The following is a 15,171-nucleotide window of genomic DNA, read 5'->3' on the forward strand; positions in this document are numbered from 1 at the left end:
AGTATATTTTATGTTATTCGAAGATTTATCATTATCCAAAAGTATTCAAAGAGCTGTTTTTGAAGAAGGATACACTAGCCCAACGCCTATTCAAGAAAAAGCGATTCCGTTTATTTTAGCTGGAAAAGACTTAGTGGGTTGCGCACAGACCGGAACCGGAAAAACAGCAGCATTCGCTATTCCGATTATTCATAACCTACACCGAATGGTAGGTTCATCCAAAAAACAAAAAGAAATTCGTTGCCTTGTGGTGACTCCAACTCGTGAACTGGCCGTTCAAATTGGCGTAAGTTTTGATACCTACGGAAAGTATACAAATCTGAAACAATTGACCATTTTTGGTGGTGTTTCTCAGCTTGCACAAGTAGATCAACTAAAAAAAGGTGTCGATATTCTAATTGCTACTCCCGGAAGATTATTGGATTTGCACAAACAAGGTTTTATCGATTTTGACAGTTTGCATTATTTGGTTTTGGATGAATCCGATTTGATGTTGGATATGGGCTTTATCAATGATGTTAGAAAAATTGTAAAATTAGTGCCAACCAACAGACAAACCTTGCTGTTTTCGGCTACAATGCCAATGGCAATTCGTGAATTGGCTGATACTTTTTTAAATAAACCTGAGTATGTTTCGGTTACACCCGTTTCTTCCACCGCAGAAATAATTGAACAACGTGTTTATTTTGTAGGTAAAGAAGACAAACGTGCCTTATTATACCATTTGATACGAAACGAAAACCTCAACAATCTTTTGGTATTTGTTAGAACCAAACACGGCGCTGACAATGTTGTGAAAGCCTTGAAAAAGCACGATGTAAACGCGGAAGCAATACATGGCGACAAATCACAAAATGCCAGACAACGTGTTTTAGACAGTTTCAAAAACAAGGAAATTTCTGTTTTGGTTGCTACCGATATTGCCGCACGTGGAATCGATATTGAAAGTTTACCTTATGTAATCAACTTTGATTTGCCGAATATTCCGGAAACCTATGTACACCGAATTGGTAGAACAGGTCGTGCTGGAAATGGTGGAATCTCTATTTCATTTTGCAGTAAAGACGAAGAGCCGTATTGGAAAGACATTCAGAAATTGATAAAGGTAAATGTAAAAACTATTAATGATCATCCATATCCGTGGAAAGATGAAGTACCAAATCCAGACGCAAAACCTGATTTGAGAAACATGAAGAAACCAGAAGGAAAAGAGACAAATTCGAGAAAATCGGAAGCTTCTAAAAAAAATAAAAAACGCTGGTATTAACCGGCGTTTTCTTTTTGTTTTATTTGGTTGGAAATAACTTGAAATAGTTTTGACGGCTCGAAAGGTTTCACCATAATATCATTCATTCCCGCTGAAATAGCTTCCTCAGTAACTTCTTCTTTATCAAAAGCTGTCAATGCAATTATTGGGATCATAATGCCTTTTTCTCTGATTCTACGTGTAGTTTCAAAACCATTAATCAAAGGCATATTGATATCCATCAAAATCAAATCAAAATTCTCTCGATCTAAAGCAACCATCGCGGCATAACCATCATCAACGATAGTACAACTCATATTAGTGCTTTGAATTATTTTTTTGGTAACAACCTGATTGATTTTATTGTCTTCTACTACTAGAATATTATAAAGTCCACTGGTAGATAAATCAACTTCAATATTATTGATGATTTCTTTGGATTTATCTTCGTCATATTCAAATCCGATAGTAAATGAAAAAGTGGTTCCAATGTTTTCCTCGCTTTCTAATTCAATTTTACTACCAAACAATTCAACCAATTTGCTTACTATAGACAATCCTAATCCAGTTCCCTGATAATCCTCTTCCTTGCGTTCAATTTGCACAAACTTATCGAATACTTTAGACTGATGTTCTTTCGCAATTCCGATTCCCGTATCCTTGACTTTAAATTCGATAAAATAGGTAGTGCCCTCTGTTCTTTTCAGATCAGCAGATATACTTACCGCTCCGTTTTTAGTAAACTTCAAAGCATTGCTAACTAAGTTCATTAAAATTTGTGACAAACGAAGTTTATCGCCAATCAAAAATTCCGGAATAGCAGTATCAATTTCAATAGTGAATTTATCATTGTTTTTATCCGCAATGTACTCTACCGAATTTTTTATAGTCGTGATTTCATCGACCAGGTTAAAAATTAAATTTTCTAAAACGATTCGTTTCTCCTCAATTTTATTAATCTGAAGAATATCATTGACTAGTGCTAATAAATATTTAGCCGAAAATTTTAAAGACCTTAGATGTGGACTTTGTGCTAGTTCTTTGTGTTCGTCTAAAATAATATTTGTAATTCCGATTACACCATAAAGCGGTGTTCTGAGTTCGTGCGTTATCGTAGATACAAACTGTGATTTTAATTGGGATGCTTCTTCTGCTTTTTCTTTAGCCAGAAGTAGTTCTTGATACGCTCGTTTTAACTCGAAATTTGCCTGTTCTCGTATCTTGATATTTTTATATAATGTGAGTAATAAAAGCAATAAAACAATCAAAATAACAATAAAAAGTATTACAATCAATTTAGATTCTTTAAGACTCTTTTGATGACTATCATTAGCCTCTTCAACTCGTTCCAATTGTACTTTATATTCATCCAATTCTATTTGAACTGCAGCTTTTCTGATATTATTTAACTTATCTTCCGAGTATACTATTTTACTAAGTGCGTCTAATTTGATTTTGAATTCAGCAGCTTTTTCAGGTTGCTTGAAATGATTATAATGGCGAACCCAATTTTCATAAATATTTATTAGAAACGAATCAAGCTTATTGTCATTCGCAATTCTCTCCGCAATTGAGTAATAGCGCTCTGCTTCTGATTTTTTATCACTATTAGTAGCGTAAATCCCTAAAAGTAAATTCATTGACATTTTATTCTCTTCACTACCATTAGTCAACACCTCATTTTTAATAGGATTAATATAGCTATTGCCTTCTTCATAGTTGTCAATAGCAAAATAAGCACCTGCAATGTTGATTCTGGTATACTTGATATCAGTTGAATCCTTTAGTTTATCTGCATAAAGGAGCGCTTTTTTATAATAGGTAATTCCTTTTTTAACATCGATGTTATTAAAATAGTAAACACTTCCTAAATTGCCATATATCCAATTGTAGAGTTTGTCTTTATCGGCTTTTTTGGCGTATTTAAGTGCTTTTTCGTAAAACTCAATAGCTTTTTTTGTATCCGAACATTCATTGTAAATAACGCCAATGGTATTATAGGATTGCGCAATAAAGGAGTTGTCATTAATAGCAAAGGAATTGATCAAAGCTTGTTTGGATGATTCTAGTGCCTTATCAAATTTAGCATCGTTAAAATCGGCAACAGCTTGATTCAGCAATGCTTCTATTTCCGTTTTTTCTTTTTTGTAGTCCTGGGAAAACGCATTGGATACACAAAAAAATAATAGCAAGAATAAACTAAAAAAATTAGTTCTGTTCATTAGGTTAGTTAATTGCATCAAATATAAAATTTTTATTCAAAAAAAAATCCTGATTTCTCAGGATTTTCTATGTATTTGATTAATTTCTTATCAACTTTCTATATTTAATTCGTTTTGGAGCTACATCCCCCATTCGTTTTTTCTTGTTCTCTTCATATTCTGAGAAACCACCTTCAAAACAGTACACCTCCGAGTTACCTTCAAAAGCTAAAATGTGTGTACATATTCGGTCTAAGAACCACCTGTCGTGCGAAATAACAACAGCACAACCCGCAAAGTTTTCCAATCCTTCTTCCAAAGCACGTAGTGTATTAATGTCCAAATCATTGGTTGGCTCATCCAATAACAATACGTTTCCTTCTTCTTTCAAAGTCATAGCCAAATGCAAACGGTTACGTTCTCCTCCAGATAATGCTGAAACTTTTTTGTTTTGCTCGCTTCCGCCAAAGTTAAAACGAGATAGGTAAGCTCTAGAATTTACTTGTCTTCCGCCCATCATAATCAATTCTTGACCATCGCAGAAGTTTTCCCAAATGGATTTATTTACATCGATATTCGAATGCGCCTGATCTACGTATGCGATTTTAACAGTATCTCCGACAGTGAATTCACCCGCATCTGTTTTTTCTTCGCCCATTATCATTCGGAAGATGGTGGATTTACCAGCACCGTTAGGCCCGATAATTCCAACAATTCCCGCTTGTGGTAAGGTAAAATTCAGATTATCGTACAATAATTTATCTCCAAAAGCTTTGGCAACACCTTTCGCTTCAATAACATTGGTTCCTAAACGCGGACCATTTGGAATGTAGATTTCTAACTTTTCGTCAAGCTCTTTTTGGTCTTCATTCAAGAGTTTGTCGTAATTCTGTAAACGCGCTTTTTGCTTGGTTTGTCTTCCTTTGGCACCTTGTCGCACCCAATCCAGCTCGCGCTCTAATGTTTTTCTACGTTTGGAAGCTGTTTTTTCTTCTTGCTCCATACGTTTTGATTTTTGGTCCAACCAAGACGTGTAATTTCCTTTCCACGGAATACCTTCTCCTCTATCTAGTTCAAGAATCCATCCAGCAACATTATCTAAGAAGTATCGATCGTGCGTTACTGCAATTACAGTTCCGGCATATTGGGCTAAATGCTGTTCTAACCAAAGTACGCTTTCTGCATCCAAGTGATTCGTTGGCTCATCTAATAATAATACGTCGGGTTGCTGCAATAATAAACGACATAAAGCTACACGACGGCGCTCTCCACCAGATAAATTCTTGATTGGCGTATCGCCTTCTGGAGTACGTAAAGCATCCATGGCAATTTCGAGTTTGGTATCCAATTCCCACGCACCCGAAGCATCAATTTTATCTTGTAACAGAGCCTGACGGTCCATTAGTTTGTCCATCTTGTCCGCATCTTCATAAACTTCGGGCAAACCGAACATATCGTTGATCTTATTAAATTCGTCTAAGATCGCAACGGTTTCGGCAACACCTTCTTTCACGATTTCTAAAACGGTTTTAGTTTCATCCAAGATGGGCTCTTGCTCTAAGTAACCTACAGTGTAACCCGGCTGAAAAACTACATCGCCTTGATAATTTTTATCTACTCCAGCAATAATTTTTAATAAGGATGATTTACCCGAACCGTTAAGTCCAAGTATACCAATCTTTGCTCCGTAAAAGAAACTTAAGTAGATGTTTTTTAATACGGGTTTATCTGCTCCTTGATAGGTTTTGCTCAACTTTTGCATTGAGAAAATTACCTTTTTATCGTCTGACATTTTTACTACTATTTTAAATTATAAATTATAAATTTTGAATGTAAAGCATTGTAAAGATGAATTTATTTTAAAATCATTTAAAATTTAAAATTCATCATTTCTAATATTCTTATAGTCTTCCCTTTAATGAGCTAAACACCCATGCATTGGCTAGAAATCCTACTCCAGTTGAAGCAAATCCCCAACCTGCCGTTTCATCATAACGAAAAGCACCAAGTGCAATTAGTATTAATCCCATGATGATCATAATTAAGGTCGCCCAGCCTAAGACGGTATTTTTATTCATTCCCATATAGTGTGGTATTTAATTTTAGGAAAGGCAAATATCGTGAAAACTTATGATTCTTTCAAACCTTCCGTGATGACTTTTTGAAACAGGTTTCCAAATTTTATTTTCTATGCCAAAATAATCAGGAATTCCATCTGTTTTGATAATTATTTCAGAACAATGAATTGTTTTTATTTTGTCGAAATCGATCGGATTGACTACCGCAAATGTTTCGATGTATTCTGAAGTGATTTCCGTTTTGGTGAAATAAATAGTGTCGTAGCAAATGACTTTTCCGTAAAGAAATCCATCTTTTATTTCAATATCAAAACATTCTAATTGCAGCGGAATATAAGCTCTAATCTTTGTTTGCCGATTGTAGATTTTATAAGCGGCCTCTTTTCGGCTCCAGAGATTCCAAACAGTTATTTCGGGAGTATTGGAATTTACTATCAATGCTTGTTCTTGCGCAGTAAAAAGTTTTTCCAAAAAACCTTCTCGTTTCCAGTTGCTCTCTTTTCGGGCTAAAGCCAAATCGATGATGTCGTTTCCAATCACTTTTGGGCGAGTTTGGTTTCTATGATTTCCAAGGTAGCTTTGACGTTTAGCATTTTCGCCATAGATTGATCGTCAATTACGATTCCAAAAGCATCTTCTACATCTAATACAATGTCCACTAAATTAGCGGAATTGATGTTTAAATCGCTAATAAAATCGGTATCTTCATTGATCGTATCGAATGCTTCTTCGTTTTTTACAAAAGGTTTTACAATCGTTTTTAGTTGTTCTATTATCGCTGCTTTGTCCATAGTTTAAGTATATTTTTTTAAAATCACGCATCCGTTTACATCTCCAAAACCGAAGCTGGCTTTGGCTAATATAGTGATATCTTTTTCGATTAGCTGTTGCGGAATCACAGAAGCATCAATGCAATCAGTCACTTCCTGATTTAAATCTTCGCAATTGATGTTCGGAAACACAAATCCATGATAAACCTGCAACACCGAAGCTACACTTTCTACACTTCCCGATCCAGATAAACAATGTCCAACCATTGCTTTCAGTGAGTTGATTAACGGAAAGTCTTTTCCGGTTCTGTTTAAAGCTTCACTCCAATTTTTTATTTCTAATCCGTCTTTACTTGTTGCGGTCAAGTGTCCGTTAATCGCGTCGATTTGACTAGCAGTTATTCCAGCATTGGCCATAGCATCCGTAATGCACTTTTGAACCGCTACCGGATTTGGAGCCGTCATAGTTCCTAATCCTCGTTGTCCGCCTGAGTTGACATTCCCGCCTAAAACCTCAGCATATATTCGCGCGCCACGTGATAAAGCCGTTTCTAAATCTTCTAATAATAATGCACCTGCTCCACTTCCGGGTACAAATCCTGAAGCTGTTGCCGACATCGGTCTTGAGCCTTGTTCCGGACTTTCATTATGTTTAAAAGTACAGACTTTCATCGCGTCGAATCCACCCCATATATAAGGGCCACTATCGCTGGTACTTCCGGCTAACATGCGTTTGGCATGTCCGAGTTGTATGCGTTCGTAGGCCATTAGGATACCTTCCGTTCCCGTCGTGCAAGCGGATGAATTGGTTGTCACTTGATTTCCTAAACCAAGTTTTCCGCCTAAATAAGCACTTACACCGCTGTTCATAGTTTGTGCCACGGCAGTACTTCCGAGTTTTCGGGTTTCAAAATTGTCTATCTTATAAATGCTTTCTCTGAACTTTTCAATACCCGAAGTTCCGGTACCAAAGATGGTTCCCGAATCCCAATCGGGGTTTTCATTTTGTGCTATTGGTAAACCTGCATCTTTCCACGCATCAATTCCCGCCATAACTCCGTAAAGAATTCCAGTCGAATTAAAGTTTCTTAATTCTAATTCTGTAAAATATTCACGTTTGAGTTCTTCAGATATTTGGGGTGTGCCCGATATTTGACAAGAAAATTGCAAGCGTTCGAGTTCTGCGTCGTGCTTTATTCCGGATAGTCCGTTTTTGATGGCATTCGTAAACGCTTCAAGTCCGACGCCATTTGGAGCGATTATCCCGAGACCTGTTATGACTACTCTTCTTTTCATTTATGCTGAACTTGTTTCAGAATTTATTATTTCCTTTTCTCGCAAAGCCGCTAAGTGTTTGTTAAACTATCATTCCGGCTATTATTCCGTGACAAACTTCTTCTTTATTCGCATTCCACATTCGTACTTTACATTTCAATTTGCCAAATCGGAAATAGACTTTCTCTGAGATTACCGTTACGGTTTCGTTTGGATAAACGGGCTTCAGGTATTCAATGTCGGATGAAGTTAGTGCTATTTTAGAATTATCATTAAAATCATTTCCTAATAAAAATATTCCGAGACAAACTACTCCAATTTGTGCCATAGTTTCGTTTAATATAACGCCTGGGGTGATTGGATTGTCTTTAAAATGTCCTTTATAGAAATCTAAATCAGCGGAAAAAGTAAACGTGCCTTCTACTCCATTTTCGTCTACGCGATGCAACTCATCTACGAAGAGAAAGGGTTTGGTATAAGGCAATTTATTAATAATATCCTGATGCATTAAAATTCAATTAGTATTCGCTGCGCTGAAAATCCGGGGCCAAAACTTAAAAGTAATCCTTTTTCGCCTTGCTTTGGTTTTTTATCCATAATGCGTTCAAGAACGTAAAGCACCGTTGCGCTTGACATGTTTCCGTATAACCGCAACACTTCTTTCGTATCGTCTATATTTTTACCTAAATCGGAAAACAAATCTTCGACCGTTTGCACAATCTTCTTTCCACCAGGATGAAAAATAAGATGGTCAATATCTTCAATTTTATGATTATTCTTGGCTAAAAACGGATGAATAATGTCTGGAAAATGAGATGCAATTGTTTCGGGAACTTCGATATCGAGAACCATCTGCAATCCGCTATTAGTTAGTTTGAAACCCATCATGTGGATGTTATCGTAAAAATGATACATGTCTTCCGCAAGGATTGTCGGTCCTTCATCGTCTTCATAAGAAGAAAGCAAAACACAAGCAGCACCATCGCCAAAAATAGCAGCAGAAACGATATTTGCCATAGAATAATCATCTAACTGAAATGTTGCTGTTGGACTTTCGACCGCTATTACTGCCGCACGTTTTCCGGGATTGGCTTGTAAAAAGTTCTTGGCATAAATCATTCCGGAGATTCCTGCAGCACAACCCATTTCGGTAACGGGCAATCGCACTACATCTTGGCGGAGTTTCAGCGAGTTGATTAGATACGCATCGAGTGACGGAATCATAATTCCCGTGCAACTTACCGTGATGATGTAATCAATGGTTTCGGGCTTCCAATTGGCTTTGGTTAACGCTTTCTCCAACACTTTTTCACCCAATTCAATCACTTCACGCACATAAATATCATTGCGTTCTTCAAACGAAGTATTGGTAAACACCTCTGCCGGATCCATAATCGAATAGCGTTTATCCACCATGGCACCTTCAAATATTTTTTTTACCTTTCGGATAAAACGCTCGTCTTGACCGATAAGCCATGCGTCTAAAAACGGAAGGATTTCTTCGGTCGTTCGGGAATATTTAGGTAATTGTTTTGCTACGGCTTTTATTTTGACACTCATTTTATTGGGAATTGTATTTATTGATCGCTACTCTTTGATTTCGTAATTGATTTGGACTTGTTCACTAATAATAATCCATTGGTATCTGAACGCCCACTTCCACTCTATCGAATAGTTCTTGAAGTGTAACTGCTTAGAAAATTGTTGTAATTCGGTTTTTTTGAATCCACGTAATATCGATACTAATCCGTCTTTTTTTGACATGCTATTGAGTCGGAATACAAAACATAACCCTTGGAACAATCGATACGAAATACTGCTCCGTTGCAAATCATTGATTACAATTCCGAGGCGCGCATTGGTTTTAAAAACATGCAAGAGTTTCAAAATTTCTTCCTCTTTAAAATGATGCAGCGTTAAGGTACATAAAACAATGTCATAATGTAATTGGTCGAATTCTTTATCAAAAATATCTTCGCAACGGTACCTTATATTAGGATAATGCGTTGACAATTTCTCTGCATGATGTATGGTAAACTGATTGGCATCAATACCGATTAAGTTAAATTTCAACTTGTTATCATCGGCATAATCGGCTAAGGTGCGCAACATATCGCCATTGCCACAACCAACATCTAAAAGGGTAATTGGTTCTTCAACGGGATGGTTTTTTAGGATGGTTTTGACGCCTTCAAGTGTGAGTTTGTTACCTCCTAAAAGTTGGTTGATACTCGCAATCTTATCTAAGGCATCGCGCAACACTTCGCCTTCCAGGGCAAAGTCATCCATGATTTCGGATTGGGTGGTTCTATTTTTAGTGTTTATAAACATTAGGATTGTAGCGTAATAGGTTTACCGTGCGTTTTGTTGATGATTATGGGTAATAAAAACGGGAGTGCTGTAAATATGCGCAGTACAACATTTGATAGTTTTGGTTTTTGCAATAAAGCGGACAACATTCTACCTGTTTTTAGTCTTTTCTTGAAATTGTAATTCCACTGCGTGGTATAGTTTTCTTCTAATTGTTTTCGGGTAAGTTGTTTGTTGCAATATGCTTCCACGAGTTCGGCTGCGATTTTTGCGCTGTGAATTGCCATTGCCATTCCGTTTCCGCACAGCGGATGTATTAAGCCAGCGGTATCCCCTATCATTAGCATGTGATTTTCTACAGCTTCTTTCTTTTCGAATGAAACTTGACTGATGGTTAGCGGTTTATCAAACAAAAGTGTCATGTTACTAAAAACTGCTTTCAGATTTGGGTTAGCCGAAACTACTTTATCTTGATATTCTTCAATGTTTTTATAATTTTTGAACGTTTCATAATCGGCCAAATAACATACGTTGACCACATTATTCTCCACTTTGGAAACACCACAATAGCCACCTTTAAAATTGTGCAATCCGACAAGATCATTGGGAAAATTCCCTTTATAGTGTGCTTTTACGGCCAGCCAAGGTGACTTTTGTTGAATGAATGTACGTTGCATCTTTTGATCAATATTGGATCGTTTTCCGAATGCTCCAAAAACAACGGTTGCTTCTAGTATTTTTCCGCTAGAGGTTGTGATGGTGAAGGCGTCGTTATCAAATGCAATAGTTTCTACACTTTCGTGGATGACCTTAGTACCATTGGCTACAGCCTTCTTATAAAGATACTCATCTAAAGCATATCGGCTTATGCCAAAACCGCCCAAAGGCAAAGGTGCTGTAATGGATTTTCCGGCTGCGGTAGAAAACGTGAGTTTGTTAATACGTGTTGGATGCAACTCTGAAATACTGATATTAAGTGATTTAAGATACGGAAGCACTTCATTGGAAATATACTCTCCGCAGACTTTGTGTTTGGGATAGCTGTTCTTCTCGACCACTGTAACGTTCATACCTACGGATGACAAGTGAATCGCCGCCGTGAGACCTGCGAGACCACCACCAATTATAAGTACTTGATTGTTTTCCATAGCCCGTAAATGTATTCAATTGCGGATTGAACAGTTTATATAATTATGTTAAAGATTTATAAATTGGAGATTTGGTGATTTGATGATTTGATGATTTGGTGATTTGGTGATTTGATGATTTGGTTATTTGGTTATTTGGTTATTTGTATTGTATTCCTTCTTTCATCACGAATGTGACGTTGGTAACGGTGTTGATGTTTTCTGTTGGATCGGCCTCTGTGGCGATAATGTCTGCTAGGAAACCCGGTTCTATAGCGCCGATTTGTTTGTCCATATCGAGTAGCATTGCATTTGTAGTTGTGGCGGATTGTAAGGCTTTCATGATAGGCATTCCAGCTTCGGTCATGTAGATGAATTCGCGAGCGTTTAATCCGTGTTGGAATACGCCAGCATCGGTTCCGAAAGCAATGGGTACGCCCTTCTTGTAGGCTTTGGCAAACGTTCCTTGAATTCGTGGTCCGATGGCTAGCGCTTTTGGTACTACTATGGCAGGATAATAATTTGCCTTTTTGGCATTTTCTTCTACGGTTTTTCCGGCTGTAATTGTTGGTACTAAATAGGCGTTATATTTTATCATCAAGTCCATGGTGGCATCGCTCATTTCGGTACCGTGCTCGATAGTTTTTACACCGCCTCTTACAGCGCGTTGCATCCCTTCATCGCCGTGGGCGTGGGCAGCGACTTTCATTCCGTAATCCTTGGCTGTAGCCACAATGGCTTCAATTTCCTCTTGCGTAAACTGAGGATTTCCGGCACTTTTTGCAACACTCAATACGCCGCCAGTGGCTGTAATTTTAATCCAATCGGCACCATTCTTATAGCGTTGGCGTACGGCTTGCCTGGCGTCTTCAATACTGTTAACAACCCCTTCTTTGGGGCCAGGATTGCCCATTAAGTCTTTGCGATATCCGTTCGTTGGATCGGCATGACCGCCTGTGGATGCCAGTGCTTTTTCGGCAGTAAAGATTCGGGGACCAATTACTTTACCCGCATTTATGGCATTTCGAAGCGAAACATTTACACCGGTTCCACCAAGATCTCTTACCGTGGTGAATCCTGCTAAAAGGGTTGTTTTGGCAAAAACTTCAGCATCATACGCCACGTCAGCATCATTGAGTGTAAATTCTTCTAAGTAGGCTGTTGGACTGGTTTCGCCTTCTAAGTGAACGTGCATGTCAATCCAGCCTGGCATCACGGTTTTAGTTCTTAAATCGATGACTTTTTCGTTACTATTTATCGGAAGCAAGAAACCCTCTTGAATACTTTTGATAGTTTTACCCGAGACGACAATCGTTTTATTGGTGAGCACTTTTCCGTTTTTGGTGTCGATTACTTTTCCGCATTGAATATAAATGTCTTGCGCTTTTGTGATGCCAAAGGTTAGTAATAGCGATACCAGTAGTAGTTTTTTCATTGGTAGTTAATTAGAATCTAAAGATAGGGAAAATGATGGGAATTTAGAAGTTAGAATTTAGAATTTGGATGAAAAGATAAGATTACAGATTACAGATAAGAGAAGGCATAAAATTCGGTATGATACTTATATTCTTACTATTTAATATTAGATTGTGTTTTTAATTATAGTTTTTTCGTACATTTATATTCTATATTTATAGTTATGGAATGGGAAGCAAAATTGATTAAGCACAGAAATGAGAAAAGAATAGCAGTCTTTTTTGAGAAAAGTCCGGCCTTAATTGTACGGATTAAAAAGCTGGAAGGATCAACGTGGAGTCATAGCCGGCAGGTTTGGCATTTACCAGATACGGATGTTTACCGTGTTCAATTTGGGTTACCGTTGCCTGAGGAACTTTTACCATCTGAAGAAGGTGCAGCGGCAATAGAGAAGTTTAAGCAGTATTTGCGATCCAAGCGCTACAGCGAGAGTACCATTAAAACGTATAGTGAAGCGCTGAAAACATTTTTGGTTTACTACCGATTAAAGCCTGTAAGTGCCATTGATAATGATGATGTTATTGTCTATAATAATGAGTATGTATTAAAAAATGGATTATCAGAATCGTATCAGAATCAGATTGTAAGTGCGATAAAGTTATTTTTTTGGGTGCTCAAAGAAACTAAAATCGAATTGGAAAAAATGCATCGCCCGAAGCGAGCCAAAGTTTTACCCAATGTGTTAAGCAAAGGTGAAGTTAAGACAATATTGGAGGCGCACAGTAACATGAAACATAAGATGATGCTGAGTATGATTTACAGTTGTGGTTTGCGCTGCGGGGAATTGCTGGCTTTGCGACCCGTTCATATTGACTCGAAGCGTCAAATAGTATTATTAAAAAATGCTAAAGGCAAGAAAGATCGTATTGCGCCGCTTAGCCCTAAAATATTGGAAATGCTACGAGCCTATTTTAGTGTGTATAAACCTAAAATATATTTATTTGAAGGCCATCTGCCTGGCATTGCATATGATGCTAGAAGTTTGCAGCAGGTTTTAAAACAAGCCAAAGAAAAAGCAGGTATTGAAAAACCGGTAACACTACATTGGCTGCGTCATAGTTATGCGACCCATTTATTAGAAAGTGGAACCGATTTAAGGTACATCCAAGAGTTGCTGGGCCATAGTAGTAGCAAGACCACTGAAATTTATACTCACGTGAGCACCAAAAGCATTCAACAAATAAGAAGCCCGTTTGATGACTTATAGAAAAAAGATTATATTTGAAACATTATACGCTAATCAATAGCGCAAATCAGCCCAATTAAGGGTGTATAGGCGCTACTTAGTAGCGGGTATATACTAGTTAGCAGTAATTTTATAGGAACTATAACTTAAAAGATATAATATGTCAATAATAAGTCGACCGGAATATGTAAAAATTGGAATCGAAGTGTATTTAGAAAATGGTGAGGCAGCTTTGGTTGAATATTTAAAAAAGAATTTTCCAAAAACATACTCACAGTCTGAAAGTGAAGAATTAAGTTTTAAACTTTTTTGTCCAAATTGTGGATTTTCTTTTTCGTATTGTCAAAATATTACAGGGAAATTGACAGGAGGATTAGGCGGAATTGTAAGTGGCGCATATTTTGGAGCACAAATTGGGATAGCTGGAGGTCCTCTGGGAGCAATAGCAGGAACAATTCCAGGCGCAATATTAGGTGGCATCTTTGGAAAGAATATTGGTAACAATTTTGATAAACCAATATGTCCAAAATGCAATACATCATTTGAAATTCCAAAAAATATTCAACCTTCAAAAGATGTCATTTTAAAAAATTCTGATGATGAAATAAAAGAAAAAGCATTTTATATTATTTTACTTGCAAAATCTCCTGAAGACACAAAAAAAAGAGCTAAAGAAAAAAAAATGAAGGAATTTATAGCGAGTATGAAAGCAAAAAATAGGAAATAAAACTACTGCTAACAGCCGTTTCTCGCAATTGCGAATTTTGTTGTAAGTTCATGTTCACGTTTCGCAAGAATTTTTATCTTTAACAGAAAATAATTCGTTCCGAACTTCGCAACTGACGAGAAGCAGCGAAACGTTAGCGGAGATTTGCTCACGAAATTAACAACCAATGAAAAAAATAGCACTTCTTCTTATCTTGATTTCATTTATTGCTTGTAATAAAAGTGAAGTTGACGGAATTAAAATTGGAAATACTCTTATAGAAAATCAAAGTTATTCAGAAAATCAAAAGTTAATAGCTTCGATAAAAGGAACGATAAAACAAGAAAATAATTCTTTGGTTTCTTTACTAAATATAAGCTGCGATGGTGCTGGAGGTTATGATTTGGCCTCAGTAATTACTCAAATAATTTATAAAGTTGGTGAAGATAATTTCTTGAATATGACAAAATCTCTAACTGCTGAAGAAAAGAATTTACTAAAAGGTTTTATTGAAGTTGGATTGGAATATGGTTATCCAATTGATGGGAAAAATCCAAATCAGAAAGTTGAAAAGGAGTTTCCAAAAATATACGAAAACCTATTTTAGAACGCAAACCTCCGCTAACAGCCGTTTCGCACAATTGCGAATTTTGTTGTAAGTTAACGTTCGCGTTTCGCAAGAAATATTATCTTAGTGGAAAATAATCGGTTCCGAAGTTCGCAACTGATGCGAAGCGCCGGAACGTTAGCCAACATGCGCCAATTTTGCGCAGAAAAAAAACTTTATAAATATTTC

General features: G+C 37.0%; 15 protein-coding genes. 4 read left to right on the forward strand and 11 right to left on the reverse strand.

Annotation, left to right across the window (positions count from 1 at the left end; translation table 11 throughout):
- Positions 1–10: 10 nt before the first annotated feature.
- On the forward strand, positions 11–1,267 hold the full coding sequence (locus PSU83_RS01810) for a DEAD/DEAH box helicase (protein WP_300586056.1): 1,257 nt from the start codon (positions 11–13) through the stop codon (positions 1,265–1,267).
- On the opposite strand, the gene PSU83_RS01815 is transcribed toward PSU83_RS01810, so the two are convergent.
- From PSU83_RS01815 to PSU83_RS01865, 11 genes are all read right to left on the reverse strand, one after another.
- Complete coding sequence (locus tag PSU83_RS01815; RefSeq protein WP_300586059.1) at positions 1,264–3,468, reverse strand: response regulator; 2,205 nt, start codon at positions 3,466–3,468, stop codon at positions 1,264–1,266. The genes PSU83_RS01810 and PSU83_RS01815 overlap by 4 nt on opposite strands.
- Before the next feature lie 79 nt (positions 3,469–3,547).
- Entirely contained in the window at positions 3,548–5,239 is a 1,692-nt protein-coding gene (gene ettA, locus PSU83_RS01820; RefSeq protein ID WP_300586062.1) for an energy-dependent translational throttle protein EttA, read from the reverse strand.
- A 109-nt stretch (positions 5,240–5,348) separates the two neighbouring features.
- Entirely contained in the window at positions 5,349–5,531 is a 183-nt protein-coding gene (locus PSU83_RS01825; RefSeq protein WP_300586065.1) for a CAL67264 family membrane protein, read from the reverse strand.
- 18 nt (positions 5,532–5,549) lie between these two features.
- Positions 5,550–6,065: a 4'-phosphopantetheinyl transferase superfamily protein gene (locus PSU83_RS01830; protein ID WP_300586068.1), complete on the reverse strand. Its 516-nt coding sequence runs from the start codon at positions 6,063–6,065 to the stop codon at positions 5,550–5,552.
- On the reverse strand, positions 6,062–6,316 hold the full coding sequence (locus tag PSU83_RS01835) for a phosphopantetheine-binding protein (RefSeq protein WP_300586071.1): 255 nt from the start codon (positions 6,314–6,316) through the stop codon (positions 6,062–6,064). Before PSU83_RS01835 ends, PSU83_RS01830 begins: the two co-directional genes overlap by 4 nt.
- Positions 6,317–6,319: 3 nt before the next feature.
- Positions 6,320–7,591 carry a beta-ketoacyl-[acyl-carrier-protein] synthase family protein gene (locus PSU83_RS01840; RefSeq protein WP_300586074.1) on the reverse strand — a complete coding sequence of 424 codons (1,272 nt, stop codon included), beginning with the start codon at positions 7,589–7,591 and terminating at the stop codon, positions 6,320–6,322.
- Between the two features lie 61 nt (positions 7,592–7,652).
- Positions 7,653–8,078, reverse strand: coding sequence for a FabA/FabZ family ACP-dehydratase (locus tag PSU83_RS01845; RefSeq protein ID WP_300586077.1), 426 nt, complete (start codon positions 8,076–8,078; stop codon positions 7,653–7,655).
- Positions 8,078–9,130: a type III polyketide synthase gene (locus PSU83_RS01850; protein WP_300586080.1), complete on the reverse strand. Its 1,053-nt coding sequence runs from the start codon at positions 9,128–9,130 to the stop codon at positions 8,078–8,080. The genes PSU83_RS01845 and PSU83_RS01850 overlap by 1 nt, the downstream gene beginning before the upstream one ends.
- A gap of 27 nt (positions 9,131–9,157) precedes the next feature.
- The gene (locus PSU83_RS01855; RefSeq protein ID WP_363319843.1) at positions 9,158–9,859 is read right to left on the reverse strand and encodes a methyltransferase domain-containing protein; all 702 of its coding nucleotides are present in this window, start codon (positions 9,857–9,859) and stop codon (positions 9,158–9,160) included.
- A gap of 41 nt (positions 9,860–9,900) precedes the next feature.
- Complete coding sequence (locus tag PSU83_RS01860; RefSeq protein WP_300586086.1) at positions 9,901–11,028, reverse strand: NAD(P)/FAD-dependent oxidoreductase; 1,128 nt, start codon at positions 11,026–11,028, stop codon at positions 9,901–9,903.
- A gap of 139 nt (positions 11,029–11,167) precedes the next feature.
- A complete protein-coding gene (locus tag PSU83_RS01865) occupies positions 11,168–12,442 on the reverse strand; it encodes an amidohydrolase family protein (RefSeq protein ID WP_300586088.1) in 1,275 nt (424 codons plus the stop codon).
- A gap of 204 nt (positions 12,443–12,646) precedes the next feature.
- On the opposite strand from PSU83_RS01865, the gene xerA reads away from it, so the two are divergent.
- From xerA to PSU83_RS01880, 3 genes are all read left to right on the forward strand, one after another.
- A complete protein-coding gene (gene xerA / locus PSU83_RS01870; protein ID WP_300586090.1) occupies positions 12,647–13,690 on the forward strand; it encodes a site-specific tyrosine recombinase/integron integrase in 1,044 nt (347 codons plus the stop codon).
- Positions 13,691–13,829: 139 nt separating this feature from the next.
- On the forward strand, positions 13,830–14,396 hold the full coding sequence (locus PSU83_RS01875; protein ID WP_300586092.1) for a hypothetical protein: 567 nt from the start codon (positions 13,830–13,832) through the stop codon (positions 14,394–14,396).
- A 166-nt stretch (positions 14,397–14,562) separates the two neighbouring features.
- Entirely contained in the window at positions 14,563–14,982 is a 420-nt protein-coding gene (locus PSU83_RS01880; protein ID WP_300586094.1) for a hypothetical protein, read from the forward strand.
- The last annotated feature ends 189 nt before the right edge of the window (positions 14,983–15,171 follow it).

The organism is Flavobacterium sp., from assembly GCF_029945805.1.
Lineage (GTDB): Bacteria > Bacteroidota > Bacteroidia > Flavobacteriales > Flavobacteriaceae > Flavobacterium.